The organism is Pseudomonas sp. PS01297 (genome assembly GCF_029959305.1).
GTDB classification, from domain to species: domain Bacteria; phylum Pseudomonadota; class Gammaproteobacteria; order Pseudomonadales; family Pseudomonadaceae; genus Aquipseudomonas; species Aquipseudomonas helleri.
This window is the reverse complement of sequence record NZ_JASCPQ010000041.1, coordinates 1-18763: the sequence shown is the minus strand read 5'-3', so window position 1 is coordinate 18763 and position 18763 is coordinate 1. Positions and strand designations below refer to the sequence as shown.

The 18763-nt window shown below is 58.5% G+C and carries 21 protein-coding genes; 16 read left to right on the top strand and 5 right to left on the bottom strand.

Features of this window, described 5'->3' with window-relative positions; translation table 11 throughout:
• Positions 1 to 128 precede the first annotated feature (128 nt).
• Both QMX84_RS13955 and QMX84_RS13950 read left to right on the top strand, forming a co-directional pair.
• Positions 129 to 344, top strand: coding sequence for a dodecin (locus QMX84_RS13955; RefSeq protein WP_048371152.1), 216 nt, complete (start codon positions 129 to 131; stop codon positions 342 to 344).
• A 118-nt stretch (positions 345 to 462) separates the two neighbouring features.
• A complete protein-coding gene (locus QMX84_RS13950) occupies positions 463 to 687 on the top strand; it encodes a DUF1161 domain-containing protein (protein ID WP_048371153.1) in 225 nt (74 codons plus the stop codon).
• Positions 688 to 765: 78 nt separating this feature from the next.
• On the opposite strand, the gene QMX84_RS13945 is transcribed toward QMX84_RS13950, so the two are convergent.
• A complete protein-coding gene (locus tag QMX84_RS13945) occupies positions 766 to 1770 on the bottom strand; it encodes an LLM class flavin-dependent oxidoreductase (protein ID WP_048389157.1) in 1005 nt (334 codons plus the stop codon).
• Between the two features lie 215 nt (positions 1771 to 1985).
• Between QMX84_RS13945 and QMX84_RS13940 the strand changes: the two genes are divergently transcribed.
• The gene (locus QMX84_RS13940; protein WP_262125305.1) at positions 1986 to 2417 is read left to right on the top strand and encodes an OsmC family protein; all 432 of its coding nucleotides are present in this window, start codon (positions 1986 to 1988) and stop codon (positions 2415 to 2417) included.
• Between the two features lie 144 nt (positions 2418 to 2561).
• A complete protein-coding gene (locus QMX84_RS13935; protein ID WP_048371159.1) occupies positions 2562 to 2795 on the top strand; it encodes a DUF1161 domain-containing protein in 234 nt (77 codons plus the stop codon).
• 4 nt (positions 2796 to 2799) lie between these two features.
• On the opposite strand, the gene QMX84_RS13930 is transcribed toward QMX84_RS13935, so the two are convergent.
• A complete protein-coding gene (locus tag QMX84_RS13930; protein WP_262125303.1) occupies positions 2800 to 3216 on the bottom strand; it encodes a hypothetical protein in 417 nt (138 codons plus the stop codon).
• 125 nt (positions 3217 to 3341) lie between these two features.
• Here QMX84_RS13930 and QMX84_RS13925 point away from each other — a divergent pair, with 125 nt between their 5' ends.
• Positions 3342 to 4409, top strand: coding sequence for an aminopeptidase (locus QMX84_RS13925; RefSeq protein ID WP_282364050.1), 1068 nt, complete (start codon positions 3342 to 3344; stop codon positions 4407 to 4409).
• Here QMX84_RS13925 and QMX84_RS13920 read toward each other — a convergent pair.
• Positions 4406 to 5044, bottom strand: a complete 639-nt coding sequence (locus QMX84_RS13920; protein WP_153372500.1) for a dual specificity protein phosphatase family protein — start codon at positions 5042 to 5044, stop codon at positions 4406 to 4408. The genes QMX84_RS13925 and QMX84_RS13920 overlap by 4 nt on opposite strands.
• Positions 5045 to 5340: 296 nt before the next feature.
• On the opposite strand from QMX84_RS13920, the gene QMX84_RS13915 reads away from it, so the two are divergent.
• Genes QMX84_RS13915 through QMX84_RS13905 form a run of 3 tightly spaced genes read left to right on the top strand, consistent with a single transcriptional unit; the run spans position 5341 to position 9140 of the window.
• Entirely contained in the window at positions 5341 to 6087 is a 747-nt protein-coding gene (locus tag QMX84_RS13915; RefSeq protein ID WP_123750736.1) for a gluconate 2-dehydrogenase subunit 3 family protein, read from the top strand.
• Positions 6088 to 6089: 2 nt separating this feature from the next.
• Positions 6090 to 7874 (top strand): GMC family oxidoreductase, encoded by a 1785-nt coding sequence (locus QMX84_RS13910; protein ID WP_048371167.1) that lies wholly within the window; start codon positions 6090 to 6092, stop codon positions 7872 to 7874.
• A gap of 12 nt (positions 7875 to 7886) precedes the next feature.
• Positions 7887 to 9140: a cytochrome c gene (locus tag QMX84_RS13905; protein WP_282364049.1), complete on the top strand. Its 1254-nt coding sequence runs from the start codon at positions 7887 to 7889 to the stop codon at positions 9138 to 9140.
• Between the two features lie 50 nt (positions 9141 to 9190).
• Here the strand turns inward: QMX84_RS13905 and QMX84_RS13900 are convergent, their stop codons facing one another.
• A complete protein-coding gene (locus QMX84_RS13900; protein ID WP_262125300.1) occupies positions 9191 to 9691 on the bottom strand; it encodes a transporter substrate-binding domain-containing protein in 501 nt (166 codons plus the stop codon).
• Positions 9692 to 9829: 138 nt separating this feature from the next.
• On the opposite strand from QMX84_RS13900, the gene QMX84_RS13895 reads away from it, so the two are divergent.
• Positions 9830 to 10255 (top strand): DUF4399 domain-containing protein, encoded by a 426-nt coding sequence (locus QMX84_RS13895; protein WP_282364048.1) that lies wholly within the window; start codon positions 9830 to 9832, stop codon positions 10253 to 10255.
• A 56-nt stretch (positions 10256 to 10311) separates the two neighbouring features.
• Here the strand turns inward: QMX84_RS13895 and serA are convergent, their stop codons facing one another.
• Complete coding sequence (gene serA / locus QMX84_RS13890; protein WP_048371173.1) at positions 10312 to 11541, bottom strand: phosphoglycerate dehydrogenase; 1230 nt, start codon at positions 11539 to 11541, stop codon at positions 10312 to 10314.
• Positions 11542 to 11747: 206 nt separating this feature from the next.
• Between serA and QMX84_RS13885 the strand changes: the two genes are divergently transcribed.
• The 7 genes from QMX84_RS13885 to QMX84_RS13855 all read left to right on the top strand — a co-directional run bounded on the left by QMX84_RS13885 (position 11748) and on the right by QMX84_RS13855 (position 18660).
• Positions 11748 to 13142 carry an FAD-binding oxidoreductase gene (locus tag QMX84_RS13885; protein WP_123750734.1) on the top strand — a complete coding sequence of 465 codons (1395 nt, stop codon included), beginning with the start codon at positions 11748 to 11750 and terminating at the stop codon, positions 13140 to 13142.
• Between the two features lie 23 nt (positions 13143 to 13165).
• Positions 13166 to 13831: a fumarylacetoacetate hydrolase family protein gene (locus QMX84_RS13880; RefSeq protein ID WP_282364047.1), complete on the top strand. Its 666-nt coding sequence runs from the start codon at positions 13166 to 13168 to the stop codon at positions 13829 to 13831.
• Positions 13832 to 14037: 206 nt separating this feature from the next.
• Positions 14038 to 15081 carry a DUF2914 domain-containing protein gene (locus tag QMX84_RS13875; RefSeq protein WP_262125296.1) on the top strand — a complete coding sequence of 348 codons (1044 nt, stop codon included), beginning with the start codon at positions 14038 to 14040 and terminating at the stop codon, positions 15079 to 15081.
• Between the two features lie 79 nt (positions 15082 to 15160).
• Positions 15161 to 16291 (top strand): MlaE family lipid ABC transporter permease subunit, encoded by a 1131-nt coding sequence (locus QMX84_RS13870; protein WP_153390078.1) that lies wholly within the window; start codon positions 15161 to 15163, stop codon positions 16289 to 16291.
• Positions 16288 to 17091 carry an ABC transporter ATP-binding protein gene (locus tag QMX84_RS13865; protein ID WP_048371183.1) on the top strand — a complete coding sequence of 268 codons (804 nt, stop codon included), beginning with the start codon at positions 16288 to 16290 and terminating at the stop codon, positions 17089 to 17091. Before QMX84_RS13870 ends, QMX84_RS13865 begins: the two co-directional genes overlap by 4 nt.
• A gap of 1 nt (position 17092) precedes the next feature.
• Positions 17093 to 18031 (top strand): MlaD family protein, encoded by a 939-nt coding sequence (locus QMX84_RS13860; RefSeq protein ID WP_262125294.1) that lies wholly within the window; start codon positions 17093 to 17095, stop codon positions 18029 to 18031.
• The gene (locus tag QMX84_RS13855; RefSeq protein WP_153331247.1) at positions 18028 to 18660 is read left to right on the top strand and encodes an ABC-type transport auxiliary lipoprotein family protein; all 633 of its coding nucleotides are present in this window, start codon (positions 18028 to 18030) and stop codon (positions 18658 to 18660) included. The genes QMX84_RS13860 and QMX84_RS13855 overlap by 4 nt, the downstream gene beginning before the upstream one ends.
• Positions 18661 to 18763 lie beyond the last annotated feature (103 nt).

The window sequence follows — 18763 nt, the reverse complement described above, 5'->3', positions numbered from 1 at the left end:
GGTGCGTGTTTAGTCCGACTGCGCCGTTTTCAGAAAGTGCAAAAAACCTGAACTTTTCCTTGCGAACGGCCCACGAAGTATTCAGCAGATTCGCTGCTAGGCTTTGATTGACGACAAAGGAGAACGTTATGTCTGACCATCACACCTACAAGAAAATCGAACTGGTAGGCTCGTCCCCAAGCAGCATAGAAGACGCCATCAGTCATGCACTGGCCGAAGCCAACAAAACCATCAAACACCTGGAATGGTTTGAGGTGCTGGACACGCGCGGGCATATCAAGGACGGCAAGGTGGCGCACTATCAGGTGACGCTGAAGGTCGGTTTCCGGATCGCCAGCAGCTGACCTGCGTCAGACTTTTAGCCAACAAACTGGCCGTTTGCCACAAAGTCCGCTAAACCCTCTGGGTGCGACATGAGCAGTCGTGTCGCACCCATTTTGTTTTGATCTGGGGAACTGACCGATGAAAAAGATTTTAGTGGCTGTAGCTTTACTGAGTCTGGCGGGCACTGCTTTCGCAGCGGGCAAGCCTTGTGAAGAACTGAAGAGCGAAATTGCTGCGAAGATTGATGCTAATGGCGTCCCGCACTATTCGCTGGAAGTGGTCGACAAGGGCACTGCCTCTGACGGAAAAGTCGTGGGCTCGTGTGAAGGCGGCACCAAAGATATCGTTTACAAGCGCGGCTGATTCTGTGGGAGCGGGCTTGCTCGCGATCTTTTCAATGATCAAAAGATCGCGAGACAAGCTCGCTCCTACAGAAGCGGTTTAGGCCCCTTTCATGACTTGCGACAGCAGTTCGTAGGAATGAATACGGTCTGCATGCTCGTACAGGTCACAGGTAAAGATCAGTTCATCCGCCTGGGTCTGTTCGACCAGCACTTGCAGTTTGGCGCGGATTTTCTCGGGGCTGCCGACCATCGCCAGGCCCAAAAAGCTCATCACTGCTTCTTTCTCGTGGGGTAGCCACAGCCCGTCCATGGTTTTCACCGGCGCGCGCTGTACCAGGCTCTGCCCACGCATCAAGGCCAAAATACGTTGCAGCACGGAGGTGGACAGGTATTCAGCCTGCTCATCGGTATCGGCCGCGACTAACGGCACACCCAACATCACGTACGGCTTGTCGAGCACCGCCGAAGGCTTGAAGTGGTTGCGGTAGACGCGAATCGCTTCGTGCATCAAACGCGGTGCGAAATGTGAGGCGAAGGCGTAGGGCAAGCCACGCTCACCAGCCAGCTGCGCACTGAACAGGCTCGACCCCAGCAGCCACACCGGCACGTTGGTGCCGGTGCCCGGCATGGCGATCACTCGCTGGTCCGGGGTGCGTGGGCCCAGGTAGCGCATCAGCTCGGCGACGTCTTCAGGGAAGTCGTCCGCGCTGCCGGAACGCTCACGGCGCAGGGCGCGGGCGGTCATTTGGTCGGAGCCCGGCGCACGACCCAGGCCCAGGTCGATGCGGCCAGGGTAAAGGCTTTCGAGCGTGCCGAACTGCTCAGCAATAACCAGCGGCGCGTGGTTGGGCAGCATCACCCCGCCCGAACCGACGCGAATGGTCGAGGTGCCACCGGCCAGATAACCGATCAGCACCGAGGTCGCCGAGCTGGCGATGCCGTCCATGTTGTGGTGTTCGGCTACCCAAAAACGGTTGTAGCCAAACTTTTCTACGTGTTGGGCCAAATCCAGCGAGTTGTGCAACGACTGGGCGGCGCTACCGTTTTCGCGCACAGGCACCAGGTCGAGGGTCGAGAATTTGACATCAGACAATCGTTTCATCAGCTGGCTACTCCAAGTGAGGGGCAGGTTCAGGCACTCGCATAAACCCGCCAGTGATGACAGCAATATGGGCATATACCCGAGTTTCAATGGCATTCATCATTTGAGCCACGAAAAAATGCGATTTGTCCGACAGGATGAACTTTGTTGACCCGATACCCCTCACAACTCCAGTCAAGGCGTGAAACCTTCACGCCGTTCTTCAGGAGGCACGTATGAGTATTAAAAAGACTGCATCGGCACACTGGGCAGGCGACCTTAAAACCGGCATCGGCTCCATCTCTACCGAGACGGGCGTGTTGCGCGACGCACCGTATGGCTTCAAGGCCCGCTTTGAAGGTGGCAAGGGCACCAACCCTGAAGAACTGATCGGCGCCGCCCATGCCGGCTGCTTTTCCATGGCCCTGTCGATGATTTTGGGCGATGCCGGGCTTAAGGCCGAGAGCATCGACACCAAGGCTGAAGTCACCCTGGATCAAGTCGACGGCGGGTTTGCGATTACAGCGGTGCACTTGATCCTCAAGGCCAAAATACCGGGCGCGACCCAACAGCAATTCGATGAGCTGACCAAAAAAGCCAAAGAAGGCTGCCCGGTGTCCAAGGTGCTGAACGCCAAAATCACCCTCGACGCCACGCTGCAGGCCTGATCGATAGACCCAACGTACGCCCCGTCTGCAACGCAGTGGGGGCGGCGTTTGCCCGGACAGTTCGCAGACACCGCCGAATGTGATCGAATAGCCGCCGATTGCGTCTGACCATTACTGTGCGTTCTGCAAGAAGGGAGTCTCATCATGAAACGTTTTGCTTTAGCGGTAATCAGTTGTGCCCTGGCCACCTCGGTATGGGCCGCGCCCAAGCCTTGCGACGAGTTGAAGGCTGAAATCGAAGCCAAGATTCAGGCCAATAACGTGTCGTCTTACACGCTCGAGATCGTGACCAATGACGAAGTACACGATCAGAACATGGTGGTAGGTTCGTGCGAAAACGGCACGAAGAAGATCATCTATCAGAAAAACGATAACTGACGGACTAAGGCAGGCAGTTCACCAGCCGCTCCTCGGCCAGCACCTTGCCTTCGGCGTTGTACAACCGCGCGTAAGCGTTAAAGCCCAGTGAGCGTGCCTGCAACCGGTAGCGTTGGCCGGGCTGGAAATCCGCGTAGTTGACGGAGAGGTAACACAGCCGCTCTTGCGGCTCGCTGAACATGCCCATCCCGCCGATAAACACTTCGTAGTCAAAGCGCACCATCAGCTCGTGGTTGCCGGGAGTTACCTGAAAATAACGCCCGTCGTTCAGGCGCTGGTTATCCAGACGCTCGGCCATGATCAGCTTGCCGGTTTGGGTTTCCAGGTCGACCCAGGCCATGTTCGGATCGTGTGGCGGCAGAGGCGTGCTGGCACAGGCGCTGAGCAGGCTGGCCGTGAGCAAGAGCAAAAACGTGCGCATGGGAGTGTCCATCAGGATGTGATGCATCAGCATAGCGCCAGACCGCTCTCACAGGGTGCTGTGCTTTTTCACACGCGTCACATAGGGTGTGCTGGATGAGCACTTGTCGCCCACTGGACCGCACCATGCCCCTGACTTTTCGCTGCCTGCTTGCCCTCGCCTTTCTACCTTTTTTATACGGTTGCTCCAGTACGGGTTACTACGCGCAATTGCTCACCGGCCAATGGCACGTGTTGCAGGCCCGCGAGCCGGTGGCCAAGGTAGTGGCCGACCCTCAGCGTGACCCTGTGCTGCGCCAGCATCTGGCCCGGTCCCAAGCGGCCCGGACCTTTGCCAGCGAACATTTAAAGCTGCCTGACAACCAGAGTTATCGCCTGTACGCCGATATCCAGCGACCGTATGTGGTGTGGAATGTGTTCGCGACAGCGGAGTTTTCGCTCGACCCGGTGACCTATTGCTTCCCGGTGGCCGGGTGCGTGGCCTACCGGGGGTATTACTCACAGGGTGCCGCTCGTGGGGATGCCGCGCTCAAGCGCGAGCAAGGTATGGATGTGTGGGTCAGTGGGGTTGAAGCGTACTCGACCTTGGGCTGGTTTGATGACCCGATCCTTAACAGCATGCTGCACTGGGGCGATGAGCGACTGGCCACGCTGATTTTTCACGAGCTGGCGCATCAGCGTTTTTATGTGAAGGACGACACTGAGTTCAACGAGTCATTTGCCAGCTTTGTCGAGCAGGAAGGCACGCGCCAATGGCGCGCCTACCAAGGGCTGCCAGCAGCACACACCAAGGGTTTGCAGCAGCGCGAAGCGTTTATTGCCTTGGTTCTGAGCACGCGCCAGCGCCTGCAGCAGCTGTACACGCAAACGTTGCCAGCGGCTGAGATGCGCCAGCGCAAAGCCGCGGAGTTTGAGCGCATGCGCCGTGAATACCGTGCGCTTCGCGACCAGCAATGGGCGGGCAACAACCGCTACGACGCGTGGATCAATGCCCCGATGAACAACGCCAAGCTGCTGCCGTTCGGGTTGTATGACCAATGGGTGCCGGCCTTTGCGGCGTTGTTCAAGCAAACCGGCGGTGACTGGGCGGTGTTTTACAAGGAGGTTGAACAGTTGGGCAAGCTCCCACCGTTGCAGCGCAAAGCGGCGCTGCGCCAGTGGGCCGGGCCTTTAGCCAAGGCCAATAACCCTTAAACCTTGGGGCTGAGCCAGTTCTTGACCACACAAGAGGCGAACGGGCTGGTGCTGCACGCGCCGCTGGCCAGGGCTTGACGCAGTTTCGGGATATTGGCTTGCATCATGTATTTCTCGCCATCCTTGAAGTGCGAGTTTTCGCCAAAACCACCTTGAGTCATTTCTTTGAGGGCGTCTTCTTTGCTCCAGTCTTGCACCACCACGCGGTACATCGCTGCCATCAAGCCTGTGCGGTCGACACCATGTTTGCAGTGCATCAATACCGGGCCATGGGCCTGAGCCGTCTGGATGGCGCGCAAGGCGGCCAGCACATCGGCGTCATCGACATGATTGGTGCGGTACGGCAATTGGACTTGTTCAACCCCCGGGGTTTTTAACCAGCTGCTGTCGGCTTCGGGCAAAAAGTTGATCACGGTGCCGATGTGCAGTTTTTCCAGCAACGGCTGGGCCTGGTCATCCGGCAAGGCGCTGCGGTACAGCGTGGGGGACATTTGGTACAGGTTGTATTGCGCATCAACCGGCTGCGCCCACTGGGGCGGGCGCGCCACGGCAAAATCATCGGCCATCGCCTGGGGCAGCGTAAACGCCGCCAATAATGTCAGGCACAGGGCAGGAGCAAACCGGGCTTTGGGCATGTCAGCGCAACCACTTCGACTAAAGGATAAGGAGGTGGCGCTAGAGTGAGACAGGCCTGATAAAAACTGTGTGAGCCACTTGTCAAAAATTCGTGATTAGCCAGCGCTGTTGCAGCGCTGAGGTGCGGCAAAATTACGCATGAATCGATTCAGCCGCGCCCCTTACCTGCTAGTATTTGTAACTATTAATTGCTGATACCTATTTTTTAAGCTCATCTGCGACGCTTGTCGCTGCCAAAATGAAAGTTGCCACTGAGCAACTGCTACCCGTGAATGTCTGAAGAGGTGCCCCTCCCATGTCTGAACAAGACAACCCGCGGCGTGAGTTTTTGCGCAAAACCCTAACGCTGATTCCGGTGGTCACTGTGGCAAGCACCGGCCTCGGCGGTTCTGTGCTAATGGCGACACCCGCTGCGGGCGCCACAGCCACACCTGAACCTGTGGGGCGCACGTCTTCCCCTGCCACACCTTATGAGCCGACGTATTTCACGGCCCAGGAGTGGGCATTTCTGAACGCTGCGGTAGCACGCCTGATCCCCGCCGACGAGCAAGGCCCTGGCGCTCTGGAAGCTGGCGTCCCGGAATACATAGACCGGCAAATGCACACACCGTACGCCAGCGGTGCCTTGTGGTTCATGCAGGGGCCGTTCAATACCGATGCGCCAGCCGAGATGGGCTGGCAGAGCAAGCTTGTGCCCAAACAGATCTACCGCCTGGGCATCGCTGCCACGGAGGCACTGTGCAAAACCACCTATAACTCAACATTTGCTGGGCTAGACAGCGCTACCCGAGACGAAGTGCTCAAACAGCTGGAGGCCGGAACGCCCCACTTCGAGAACGTCCCGGCCAAGATGTTTTTCAGTTTTCTGCTGCAAAACACTAAGGAAGGCTTCTTTTGCGACCCCATTCACGGCGGCAACAAGGGCATGGTCGGCTGGACCATGATCGGCTTCCCCGGCGCTCGCGCTGACTTTATGGACTGGGTCGAACGCAACGAGCAGTACCCCTTCCCGGCAGTTTCCATTCGCGGCGAGAGGGCCTGAGCATGTCGACCGTTATGAAAAAAGTTGATGCCGTCATCGTTGGTTTCGGCTGGACCGGCGCGATCATGGCCAAAGAGTTAACCGAAGCGGGTCTAAACGTTGTGGCCCTTGAACGCGGCCCGATGCAGGACACCTACCCGGACGGTAACTACCCTCAGGTCATCGACGAACTGACGTACAGCGTGCGCAAAAAGCTCTTTCAGGATGTATCGAAAGAAACCGTGACCATTCGCCACAGTGTCAATGATGTGGCCTTGCCGAATCGCCAGTTGGGGGCGTTTTTGCCTGGCAACGGTGTGGGCGGCGCCGGGTTGCACTGGTCGGGGGTACATTTTCGGGTTGACCCGATTGAACTGCGCATGCGCAGCCACTACGAAGAACGCTACGGCAAAAACTTTATCCCCAAGGACATGACCATCCAGGACTTCGGCGTCAGTTATGAAGAACTGGAGCCGTTCTTCGATTACGCCGAAAAAGTGTTCGGCACCTCGGGCCAGGCCTGGACCGTGAACGGCCGCATTGTGGGCGAAGGCCGGGGTGGCAACCCGTATGCGGCGGATCGTTCCGACCACTTTCCGCTGGTATCGCAAAAGAACACGGTGTCGGCCCAGCTCTTCCAGAAAGCGGCCACTGAGGTGGGCTACAAGCCGTATAACCTGCCGTCGGCCAATACATCAGGGCCTTATACCAACCCGTATGGCGCACAAATGGGGCCGTGCAACTTCTGCGGTTTCTGCAGTGGTTATGTCTGCTACATGTACTCCAAAGCCTCGCCAAACGTGAACATTTTGCCCGCGCTCAAGCCGCTGCCCAACTTTGAGTTGCGCCCTGACGCCCATGTGATTCGGGTCAACCTGGACAGCACCAAGAGCAAAGCCACGGGCGTTACTTACATCGACGCGCTGGGCCGTGAAATCGAACAACCGGCAGACCTGGTCATTCTGGGCGCTTTCCAGTTCCACAACGTTCGCTTGATGCTGCTCTCGGGCATCGGTAAACCGTACGACCCGAAAACCGGCGAAGGGGTGGTCGGCAAAAACTTCGCGTACCAGAACATGGGCACCATCAAGGCCTACTTCGATAAAGAGGTGCACACCAACAACTTTATCGGCGCAGGCGGTAATGGCGTGGCCATTGATGATTTCAACGCCGATAACTTTGACCACGGGCCACATGGCTTTGTGGGTGGCTCGCCGATGTGGGTCAACCAGGCCGGCAGCCGGCCCATTGCCGGCACGTCCAACCCGCCTGGCACACCGGCTTGGGGCAGTGCCTGGAAAAAAGCCACCGCCGATTACTACACCCACCAGGTATCAATGGACGCGCACGGCGCGCATCAATCCTACCGTGGTAACTATCTCGATCTAGACCCGGTTTATCGCGATGCCTACGGCCAGCCTCTTTTGCGGATGACCTTCGACTGGCAAGAAAACGACATCAAAATGAACCGTTTCATGATGGAGAAAATGGGCAAGATCGCCGAGGCGATGAACCCCAAAGCCATCGCCCTGCTCGGTAAAAAAGTGGGTGAGCACTTCAACACTGCGTCCTACCAGACCACTCACCTGAACGGCGGCGCGATCATGGGCACTGACCCGAAAACCAGTGCGCTGAACCGTTACCTGCAATCGTGGGACGTACACAACGTGTTTGTACCGGGCGCTTCGGCGTTCCCGCAGGGGCTGGGTTACAACCCGACCGGTCTTGTGGCCGCGCTGACCTACTGGTCGGCCCGGGCGATTCGCGAACAGTACCTGAAAAACCCCGGCCCGCTGGTTCAGGCATAAGGAGCGATGACCATGAAAACAGTTGTTATCGCGACCTTGGCCCTGCTGGGCAGTTTTTCGGCGCTGGTTGCTGAGGTCGATCAGGCAGCCTTGATCAAACACGGTGAATACCTGGCGCGAGCCGGAGACTGTGTGGCGTGTCATACGGCCAAAGGTGGCAAGCCTTTCGCTGGCGGCCTGCCCATGGAAACCCCGATCGGTACGATTTACTCGACCAACATCACTCCCGACCCGAGCGGCATCGGCGCCTACAGCTTTGACGATTTCGACAACGCCGTGCGCCATGGCATCGCCAAAAACGGCAGCACGTTGTACCCGGCGATGCCTTACCCGTCTTACGCGCGGGTCAACCAGGCCGACATGCAAGCGCTGTATGCCTACTTCATGCAGGGCGTTAAGCCGGTCGCTGCCGAGAACCGGGCGGTCGATATTCCCTGGCCGTTAAGCATGCGTTGGCCATTGGCTATGTGGCGCTGGAGCTTTGCCCCTGCAGTGGCCGACTTCACCCCTGCCCCTGGGCAAAATCCGGTGGTGAGTCGCGGGGCGTATCTGGTGGAAGGTCTAGGACATTGCGGTGCATGCCATACCCCACGGGCGCTGACCATGCAGGAAAAAGCCTTGAGCGCGACAGAGGGCAGCACGTTTCTGTCGGGCAGTGCGCCGCTGGAAGGCTGGATCGCGAAGAACCTGCGCGGCGACCACAAGGACGGCCTGGGCAGCTGGAGCGAAGAACAACTGGTGCAGTTTCTCAAGACCGGCCGCAGTGATCGCAGCGCGGTATTCGGCGGTATGAGCGACGTGATCGTACACAGCATGCAGTACATGTCTGATGCCGACCTGACCGCTATCGCTCGCTACTTGAAGACATTGCCTGCGGTCGACTCGGCAGACAGACCCCATAAATATGACCCGACAGTGCCCGATGCCTTATGGAACGGTAACGACAGCATGCGCGGTGCGGCGGTGTACATCGACAACTGTGCGGCCTGCCATCGCACCGACGGGCATGGCTACACCCGTGTGTTCCCGGCATTGGCGGGTAACCCGGTGTTGCAATCAGATGACCCGACTTCGCTGATTCACATTGTGCTTAAAGGCGGCACCTTGCCGGCCACGCACTCCGCGCCCTCAACCTTTACCATGCCGGGTTTCGACTGGAGGCTGTCGGATCAGGAAGTAGCCGATGTGGTCAATTTCATTCGTACCAGTTGGGGCAATAAAGGCGACGAGGTGAAACCTGCAGAGGTGAAGGCGTTGCGCGACTAAGGACGCGGGCATACACCATGGCCCCGGGCACTCATGCGCAGCGCCTGGGGTTATTGATCTGAAGCCTGGGGATCAGTGGCGTCATTGGCCAGCCATTTTTCGGACAACGCCGCCAGACGGCCATCCGCCTTGATGCGCTGCAAGGCTTTGTCCAGGCTGCCCTGGAACGCCGGGTTGTCTTTCTGAAAAGGGATCGCCACCTCGGGCGAGGCTAAATAAGGTTCGCTGAAATCGAACCGATCCTGAAGTTCAGGAGTCATAGCAATGTGGTTGATGGCCACGTCGTACTTGCCGCTCTCGACCCCCGAAAGCAGGTCATCACTGTCTGTGACCAAGAGCGAGGAATTGACCTCCAGCTCCCGGGCCAGCATTTCGCCCAGCTCGACGTCAAAGCCGGTTAAGTGGCCATCCTGCTGGAAGCTGTATGGGGCCTGGTTACCCTCAAGTGCGATGCGCAATTCACCACGATCGTTTACGTCGTCCATCAGTTCTGCGTGAGCAAAAGGACTCGCCAATGGCAATAAAAGCATCAGGCCTGGCAAAAAACGCATGGTCACTCCTTTGAATTTAATGAAAGCGATTCGCAATGAGCGCTCGCTTTGCTTTATGTTGGTCAACTGCGGCGTTGGACAGCGGATCTGCTCAAAGTTGTGCATGCCCGACGATTTTTTCAAAAACCGGAGATACAAATGAAAGCTCTACTGTCTCGTGTTGCGTTGGCTTCTGTGTTGATGGGCGCTTCGGTTCTGGCCCTGGCTGCCACTCCCGCGCCTGAGGGCGCAAAAGTGTCGATTATCTCCCCGGCGGATGGCGCCACGGTGGATAAAACCTTCACCGTAAAGTTCGGCATTGAAGGCATCGACCTCAAACCTGCTGGCGATCCGGCTCCACACTCTGGCCATCACCACTTGCTGGTCGATGTAGACCAGCCGATTGCACCGGGCCAGGTGATCCCGACTGACGAACACCACCTGCATTTCGGTAAAGCGCAGACTGAAACCCAACTGACCCTGGCCCCAGGCAAACACACCCTGCAGCTGGAGCTGGGCGACACCGGCCACCAAGCCTTCGACCCGGTGATCGTGTCGAAGAAAATCACGGTGAATGTGAAGTAAGGACAGCAGTCAAAAAAAAGGGAGACCCGAGGGTCTCCCTTTTTATTGCGCGCGATTTAGAACAGCACGCGGCAACGGATGGTGCCGTTGATGCTTTGCAGTTTCTCTTGCGCCAGGTCCGAGGACTCGGCGTCGACGTCGATCACCACATAACCCACTTTTTCGTTGGTTTGCAGGAACTGGCCGGAGATGTTGATACCGTTTTCGGCGAAGACCTTGTTGATCTCGCTCATCACACCCGGGATGTTTTCGTGGATGTGCAGCAAACGGTGCTTGCCAGGGTGAGCCGGCAGGGCCACTTCCGGGAAGTTGACAGACGATACGGACGTACCGTTGTCGCTGTACTTGACCAGTTTTTCTGCCACTTCCAGGCCAATGTTGGCTTGGGCTTCAGCGGTGGAACCACCGATGTGCGGGGTCAGGATCACGTTATCCAGGCCACGCAGCGGGCTTTCGAACACGTCGTCGTTGGAACGCGGCTCAACCGGGAACACGTCGATAGCGGCGCCGATCAGGTGCTTGTCCTTGATCGCGTCAGCCAGGGCGTCCAGCTCAACCACGGTGCCACGTGCGGCGTTGATCAAAATGCCGCCCTTTTTGATGGCGCGGATTTCTTTCTCGCCGATCATCCACTGGGTAGCCGGGGTTTCAGGCACGTGCAGGGTCACGATGTCGGACATGCCCAACAGTTCGTGCAGGTTGCCGACCTGAGTGGCGTTGCCCAATGGCAGCTTGGTCACGGTGTCGTAGAAGAACACTTGCATGCCCAGGCCTTCAGCCAGTACCGACAGCTGAGTACCAATCGAACCATAACCAACGATACCGAGCTTTTTGCCACGAATTTCGAAGGAGTTGGCCGCGCTTTTGATCCAGCCACCACGGTGGCAGGAAGCGTTTTTCTCAGGGATGCCGCGCAGCAACAGGATCGCTTCAGCCAGCACCAACTCGGCCACCGAACGGGTGTTGGAGTAAGGGGCGTTGAATACAGCGATACCGCGTTCGCGAGCAGCGTTGAGATCGACTTGGTTGGTGCCGATGCAGAAACAACCAACAGCCACCAGTTTCTTGGCGCAGTCGAACACTTCTTCGGTCAGCTGAGTACGGGAACGGATGCCGATGAAATGGGCATCAGCGATCTTTTCCTTCAGCAGGGCTTCAGGCAAGGAACTGGTGATGTACTCGATACTGGTGTAACCAGCAGACTTCAGTACTTCAACAGCGGATTGGTGGACGCCTTCTAAAAGAAGGAACTTGATCTTGCTCTTATCGAGAGAAGTCTTGCTCATCTGCGTAAACCTGTGTCCCAGAGAAAAAATGGCAGGGAATGGACAGCCTGAGCTGGCCTGGCCGGCGTGAAGACCGGCACCGTGAATCGTCCTACGGCTCGATTCGACGGGGGGGTCGTATGCTAGCATAAGCGCCCCGCTAAACACCCATTCCTGCGACGTGAAGCGTACTCAGGATGACCATGAATTGTTCGAGAGTTCTGTTGATGACCCATCCTGCCGTAATTGAAGAGCTGAAGACCCTGGTAGAGCCTGGCAAGGTTCTCACCGATGCTGATTCCCTTAATGCTTACGGCAAGGACTGGACCAAGCATTTCGCTCCAGCGCCCACCGCGATCGTCTTTCCGAAAACCATCGAACAGGTCCAGGCCATCGTGCGTTGGGCCAACACCCACAAGGTCGCGCTGGTGCCATCGGGCGGGCGTACTGGCTTGTCGGCAGCGGCCGTTGCGGCGAATGGCGAAGTGGTGGTGTCTTTCGATTACATGAACCAGGTGCTCGATCTCAACCTGACTGACCGCACAGCGGTTTGCCAGCCGGGCGTGGTCACTAAGGCCCTGCAAAACCTGGCCGAAGAAAACGGCCTGTACTACCCGGTGGACTTCGCCTCGGCCGGTTCCAGCCAGATTGGCGGCAATATCGGCACCAATGCCGGCGGGATCAAGGTGATTCGTTACGGCATGACCCGCAACTGGGTGGCGGGCATGAAAGTCGTGACGGGCAAGGGCGACGTGCTGGAACTGAACAAAGACCTGATCAAAAACGCCACCGGCTATGACATGCGCCAGTTGTTTATCGGCGCCGAAGGCACGTTGGGCTTTGTGGTCGAAGCCACCATGCGCCTGGACCGGGCACCGAAAAACCTGACCGCCATGGTGCTGGGCACCGCCGACTTCGACGCCATCATGCCGGTGCTGCATGCCTTCCAGAGCAAACTGGATCTGACGGCTTTTGAGTTCTTCTCTGACAAGGCATTGGCCAAAGTCATGGCCCGTGGCGACGTACCTTCGCCGTTTGACACCGAATGCCCGTTCTACGCGCTGCTGGAATTTGAAGCGACCACTGAAGAAGTGGCCAACACCGCGCTGGAAACCTTCGAGCACTGCGTCGAGCAAGGCTGGGTACTGGACGGCGTGATGAGCCAGAGCGAAACCCAGCTGCACAACCTGTGGAAGCTGCGTGAGTACATCTCCGAGACCATTTCGCACTGGACGCCGTACAAAAACGACATTTCGGTCACCGTGTCGAAAGTACCGGCCTTCTTGAAAGAAATTGACGCCATCGTCGGCGAATACTACCCGGACTTCGAGATTGTCTGGTTCGGCCACATCGGCGACGGCAACCTGCACTTGAACATTCTCAAGCCCGAGAACCTGAGCAAGGACGAGTTCTTTGCCAAGTGCGCGACGGTCAACAAATGGGTCTTTGAAACGGTCGAGAAGTACAACGGCTCGATCTCGGCAGAACACGGCGTGGGCATGACCAAACGTGATTACTTGACCTACAGCCGCTCGCCGGTTGAGATCGAGTACATGAAAGCCCTCAAGGCCGTGTTCGACCCGAACGGCATCATGAACCCAGGCAAGATTTTTGCGGTTTAACTAACCCCCAGCGGAGTCGATCCATGAGCTATCAGCACCAATACGTCGACGGTACCCGGATTCACTTTCCTATCGGCAAAGTCGTGTGCATCGGCCGTAACTATGCCGAGCACGCCAAAGAGCTGGATAACCCGATCCCGACTGAGCCGCTCTTGTTTATCAAGCCCGGCAGTTGTGTAGTGCCGACCGAAGGCGGGTTTGCCATCCCGCACGATCGCGGTTCGGTGCATTACGAAGCCGAAATTGCGGTGTTGATCGGCAAGCCGTTGTCCAACAACCCAAGCGCCGAAGAAGTGCTGGACGCGATCTCGGGCTTCGCGCCGGGCCTGGACCTGACCCTGCGCGACAAGCAATCGGAGCTCAAGGCTAAAGGCCTGCCGTGGGAAGTCGCCAAGTCGTTCGATGGTGCCTGCGTGCTCGCACCGTTCGTACCGAGCTGCACGTTCGAGGACGTGGCTGACATTGGCATCCGCCTGACCATCAACGGCGAAGTACGCCAGGACGGCAACAGCGCCCTGATGCTCAACCCGATTGTGCCGATGATTCAGTACATGGCCGGGTGCTTCTCGCTGCAAGCGGGCGACGTGATCATGACCGGCACCCCGGTGGGTGTTGGCCCGCTGAACGTGGGCGATGAGCTGGTGCTGGAACTGCCGGGCGCCAGCCGCTTCGAAAGCACCGTTCGCTGAGACAACACGCAAACCTTGTAGCCGCTGACGAGGCACGAGGCTGCGATGCGGGCCGCAGGACCGCCCTTTGGGGTCGCTTCGCAACCCATCGCAGCCTCGTACCTCGACAGCGGCTACAGTTTTAAAAGGCGCAATCCCCCGGACGCCAAGGGCGCTAAACCGTTATTCTGTTGTGGATTTTTCCTACGCAGAATGTGAATCACCTAATGCCAAACTGGAACCACTACGTACAGCGCGTCCTGGAGTTGATGAAGCGTTACCCAGGGCTGATTGCGCTGTTCGGTTTTTGCTCGGGTGTGGGCAGTTTTATTCTGGTGGACCGCCAGCAAGGCATGGCCCGCTGGATCGCGGTGATCCTGGTGGTGAGCTGGGTCTGGCTGATGCTGGAAAACACCCTGACCCAATGGTTTGCCCGCGTCTTTAAACGAGAAATCCCCCCGCCTTTGCTGCGCTATGCAACGCAGATGATCCATCAGGAAAGCCTGTTTTTCGTCCTGCCGTTCTTTTTCATCACCACCACCTGGAACAGCGGCCAACTGGTGTTTACCGGCCTGCTGGGCGCCGCCGCGCTGGTGACCATCACCGACCCGCTGTACTACAAATGGCTGGCACCACGGCGCTGGTTGTACCTGGGCATGCACACGCTGGCGCTGTTCGCGGCGTTGCTGACTGCATTGCCGATCATCCTCAACCTGACTACCGCCGAAAGCTACAAGTTGGCGCTGGGTGCGGCCGTGCTGCTTTCCATCCCCAGCATGGCGGTCAGCTTGCCGCTAAAAACCTGGCGTGGCTGGCTGGTGCTGCCGCTGATCGTCATCGCGCTGGGGGCGACGGGCTGGCTGCTACGCTCGTGGGTGCCGCCCGCGACGCTGTGGATGACCGAAGTCGCGGTCACGACGCAAGTCCAGAGCCGCACGCCCGGCGAGAGCATTGAGCAGATCAGCGTCAGCCAGCTGCGCAGCCAGGGTTTGTATGCCTACACCTCGATCAATGCACCCCGTGGTCTCAACGAACGGATCTACCACGTGTGGCTGCTCAACGGCCAAGAGGTGGACCGTATCGCCCTGGATATTCACGGCGGACGCAAGGAAGGCTACCGGGCCTGGACCCATAAAATGAACTTCCCGCCCAACCCGGTCGGGCGCTGGCAGGTCAAAGTGTTGACCGAAGACGGACAGATGATTGGTGTGCTGCGCTTCAAAGTCACCGACACAGATCAATCCACGCCCACCGATGTACAGGCAAACTGAAACACTTTTACAAGAGTGTGCTATTACATAAGGTCTGCGTTTAAGCGTACTGAGCATGGAGCCTACGACTATTACTGCCATGGCGGGCGATGCCCAACTAGACACGTCAAGTAATCCTGCGCGGCTGATAATCAGTGGCCAATGGACGCTGGCCAATTATGCCCGGCTGAAAAAGCTGACTGAACAGCTCGCGGGCAAATACGACGCCAGTACCCACATTGACCTCGACGACGTGTCCCGCCTGGACACTGCAGGCGCGTCGCTGCTGGTTGAGTTGCTGGGCGCCGAGCGCGTCAGCCAACTGGCCGACAGCGCCACCAAACTCCCCGAGGCCGACCGCGCCCTGCTGCAAACCGTGTATTCCTCGATGCGTGACTTTTGCGTACCGGTTAAAGCGGTCGAAATCAACATCGGCCTTTTGCTGCTGAGCCGCATCGGCAGCGCGGTCTACAAGCTCTGGCAAGACACCTTGCAGTTGCTGGGGTTTATCGGGGTCATTCTGCAAAGCCTTGCCCGCAACTTGTTGCGTCCCAAGCAATGGCGGGTCACGCCGGTGGTGGCGCAGATCGAACAGATCGGCCTCAACGCCACGCCGATTGTGGCGCTGCTGACCTTTATGGTGGGCGCCGTGGTGGCGTTTTTGGGGGCCACGGTGCTGGCCAATTTTGGCGCCGGGATCTACACCGTCGACCTGGTGGCGTTTTCATTTCTGCGCGAGTTTGGCGTACTGCTGACCGCCATCCTGCTGGCGGGCCGGACGGCCAGTTCTTTTACCGCGCAAATTGGCTCGATGAAGGCCAACGAAGAGATCGATGCGATCCGCACGCTGGGCCTGGACCCCATGGACCTTTTGGTGGTGCCACGGGTGCTGGCGCTGCTGATCGCCCTGCCGATGCTGACCTTTCTGGCCATGATGGCCGGGATTTTGGGCGGCGCGGTGGTGTGCGTGGTGTCGCTGGGCATCTCGCCGGACATGTTTATTTCGATGCTGCACTCCGACATCGGTGTTAAAAACTTTTTGGTGGGCATGGTCAAGGCGCCGTTCTTTGCGTTTTTGATTGCCGCCGTCGGCTGCCTTGAGGGCTTTAAAGTCAGCGGCAGCGCCGAGTCGGTGGGTGCGCACACCACCTCCAGCGTGGTGCAGTCGATCTTTATCGTGATCCTGCTCGACGCCGTGGCCGCGCTGTTCTTTATGGAGATGGGCTGGTGAGTACGCCAACGAAGACGCCCCGCGAGGCGGTGATCGAAGTGCGCGACCTGTGCAATCGGTTTGGCACTCAAACCGTGCACGAGCACCTCGATCTGGATGTGTACAAAGGCGAAATTCTCGGAGTGGTCGGCGGCTCCGGCACGGGCAAATCGGTGCTGTTGCGCAGCATTGTCGGCCTGCGCCGCCCCACAGAGGGCGAAGTGCGGGTCTTCGGCCAAGACCTGCTGAGCCTGCCCGAAGCCCAGCGCTCGTTGATTGAGCGACGCTTTGGTGTGCTGTTTCAGCAAGGCGCGCTGTTTTCGTCGCTGACGGTCACCGAAAACATCGCCATGCCCTTGATCGAACACGCCGGGCTGAGCCGCCCCGACGCCGAGCATCTGGCGCTGGTCAAGCTGGCCTTGGCCGGGCTGCCGCTGTCGGCTGCCGACAAGTACCCTTCGGCGCTGTCTGGCGGGATGATCAAGCGCGCCGCCCTGGCCCGTGCCTTGGCGCTGGACCCGGACATCCTGTTTCTTGACGAACCTACGGCCGGGCTCGACCCGATTGGCGCGGCGGCGTTCGACCAATTGATTCTTACCCTGCGCGATGCGCTGGGTTTGAGTGTGTTTCTGGTCACCCACGACCTCGACACGCTGTACACCATCACGGACCGGGTGGCGGTGTTGTCGCAAAAACGGGTCTTGGTCGCCGCGCCAATCGCCGAAGTCGAAAACTTCGACGACCCTTGGATTCATGAGTATTTCCATGGCCCTCGTGGCCGCGCCGCGTACGAAGCGGCAACCCAGCGTAAGGAGCATTGACATGGAAACCCGCGCCCATCATGTATTGATCGGCCTGTTCAGCGTGTTGGTCGTCGCAGGCGCCATGCTGTTTGGCCTGTGGCTGGCGAAGTCGAGCATAGACAACACGTTCACGGACTACGAAGTGGTGTTCAACGAGGCCGTCAGCGGCTTGTCCAAAGGCAGCTCGGTGCAATACAACGGGATCAAGGTCGGTGACGTGATTGAACTGCGTCTGGACGACAAAGATCCGCGTCGCGTACTGGCGCGCATTCGTCTGGCCGCTGGCACGCCAGTTAAAGTCGACACCAAGGCCAAACTGGCACTGACCGGCGTGACCGGCACCTCGATCATCCAGCTCAGCGGCGGTGATCCGGGCAGCCCGATGCTCAAAGGCAAAGACGGCAAATTGCCGGTGATCGTGGCCTCGCCCTCGCCGATTGCCCGGCTGCTGACCGATGGCAACGACATGCTGGCCAACATCAACATCCTGCTGCACAACGCCAACCGGCTGTTCTCCCATGAGAACGTCGACAGCGTGGCCAAGACCCTGTCGAACTTTGAGCAAACCACCAGCGCCATTGCTGACCAGCGCAACGACATCGCGCAGACCCTCAAGCAACTGTCGCAAGTGGGCAAGCAAGCCTCGGCCACGCTGGAGCAAACCACGGCGCTGATGCGCAACGCCAACGGCTTGCTCAACAGCCAGGGCAAGCAAGTGTTCACCAGCGCCGAGCAGGCCATGCACTCGCTGGAGCAGAGCACGGCGACCATCAACACGCTGATCAACAACAACGAAGCCTCGCTCAACAGCGGGCTGCAAGGGCTTAATCAGTTGGGCCCGGCGGTCAATGAGTTGCGCGAGACGCTGAACACGCTGCGGGGCATTTCGCGGCGTCTGGAAGCCAACCCGAGCGGTTACTTGCTGGGCCGCGAGCAGAACAAGGAATTCACCCCATGATCCGACCTTATCGCCTGGCAGGCTCCCTCTTCCTGGCCGCCAGCCTGAGCCTGCTCAGCGCTTGCTCGATTTTCCCCAAGCCCGAAGTGGTGGACGTGTATCGCCTGCCCGATGCGCAAACGCCGATTGCGGCCAGCCAGGGCGCCCCGGTGAAGTGGTCGCTGCGCCTTGAAAAACCGATGGCCAGCAACACGCTGAACAGCCAGAACATCGCCGTGGTGCCCGAGGGCAACCTGATCAGCAACTACAAGGGCGCACGCTGGAGCGACCCGGCCCCGGCATTGCTGCGCAATCGCCTGCTGGACGCCTTCTTGCAAGACGGCCGGGTACAGGCGCTGAGCACCGATGACAGCAACTTGCAGTCCGATTACGAATTAGGGGGCGAGTTGTTGGCGTTCCAGACGCACTACAACGGCAAAAGCCCGGAAGTGCTGGTGCAATACAACGCCCGACTGGTGCGCAGCAGCGACCAGCGCATCATCAGCTCCAAGCGTTTTGAAGCACGCCAACCGCTGAGCAATCCGATGGTGCCGCAGGTTGTCGCAGGCTTTGGCCAAGCAGCCGACACGCTGATGCCGCAAGTGGTGCAGTGGGCGATCCAGCAAGGGCAAGCGCACTCGCAACATTGACAAACCTGTGTAGGAGCGAGCTTGCCTCGCGATCTTTTGATCTTAAAAGATCGCGAGGCAAGCACCCTCCTACAGGATTTAAGCCTGGCTGAATTTGTTGGGC

Coding starts and splice junctions, on each gene's coding strand:
- QMX84_RS13955 (WP_048371152.1), top strand. CDS start 129: ATGTCTGACCATCACACCTACAAGAAAATCGAACTGGTAGGCTCGTCC.
- QMX84_RS13950 (WP_048371153.1), top strand. CDS start 463: ATGAAAAAGATTTTAGTGGCTGTAGCTTTACTGAGTCTGGCGGGCACT.
- QMX84_RS13945 (WP_048389157.1), bottom strand. CDS start 1,770: ATGAAACGATTGTCTGATGTCAAATTCTCGACCCTCGACCTGGTGCCT.
- QMX84_RS13940 (WP_262125305.1), top strand. CDS start 1,986: ATGAGTATTAAAAAGACTGCATCGGCACACTGGGCAGGCGACCTTAAA.
- QMX84_RS13935 (WP_048371159.1), top strand. CDS start 2,562: ATGAAACGTTTTGCTTTAGCGGTAATCAGTTGTGCCCTGGCCACCTCG.
- QMX84_RS13930 (WP_262125303.1), bottom strand. CDS start 3,216: ATGCGCACGTTTTTGCTCTTGCTCACGGCCAGCCTGCTCAGCGCCTGT.
- QMX84_RS13925 (WP_282364050.1), top strand. CDS start 3,342: ATGCCCCTGACTTTTCGCTGCCTGCTTGCCCTCGCCTTTCTACCTTTT.
- QMX84_RS13920 (WP_153372500.1), bottom strand. CDS start 5,044: ATGCCCAAAGCCCGGTTTGCTCCTGCCCTGTGCCTGACATTATTGGCG.
- QMX84_RS13915 (WP_123750736.1), top strand. CDS start 5,341: ATGTCTGAACAAGACAACCCGCGGCGTGAGTTTTTGCGCAAAACCCTA.
- QMX84_RS13910 (WP_048371167.1), top strand. CDS start 6,090: ATGTCGACCGTTATGAAAAAAGTTGATGCCGTCATCGTTGGTTTCGGC.
- QMX84_RS13905 (WP_282364049.1), top strand. CDS start 7,887: ATGAAAACAGTTGTTATCGCGACCTTGGCCCTGCTGGGCAGTTTTTCG.
- QMX84_RS13900 (WP_262125300.1), bottom strand. CDS start 9,691: ATGCGTTTTTTGCCAGGCCTGATGCTTTTATTGCCATTGGCGAGTCCT.
- QMX84_RS13895 (WP_282364048.1), top strand. CDS start 9,830: ATGAAAGCTCTACTGTCTCGTGTTGCGTTGGCTTCTGTGTTGATGGGC.
- serA (WP_048371173.1), bottom strand. CDS start 11,541: ATGAGCAAGACTTCTCTCGATAAGAGCAAGATCAAGTTCCTTCTTTTA.
- QMX84_RS13885 (WP_123750734.1), top strand. CDS start 11,748: ATGACCCATCCTGCCGTAATTGAAGAGCTGAAGACCCTGGTAGAGCCT.
- QMX84_RS13880 (WP_282364047.1), top strand. CDS start 13,166: ATGAGCTATCAGCACCAATACGTCGACGGTACCCGGATTCACTTTCCT.
- QMX84_RS13875 (WP_262125296.1), top strand. CDS start 14,038: ATGCCAAACTGGAACCACTACGTACAGCGCGTCCTGGAGTTGATGAAG.
- QMX84_RS13870 (WP_153390078.1), top strand. CDS start 15,161: ATGGCGGGCGATGCCCAACTAGACACGTCAAGTAATCCTGCGCGGCTG.
- QMX84_RS13860 (WP_262125294.1), top strand. CDS start 17,093: ATGGAAACCCGCGCCCATCATGTATTGATCGGCCTGTTCAGCGTGTTG.
- QMX84_RS13855 (WP_153331247.1), top strand. CDS start 18,028: ATGATCCGACCTTATCGCCTGGCAGGCTCCCTCTTCCTGGCCGCCAGC.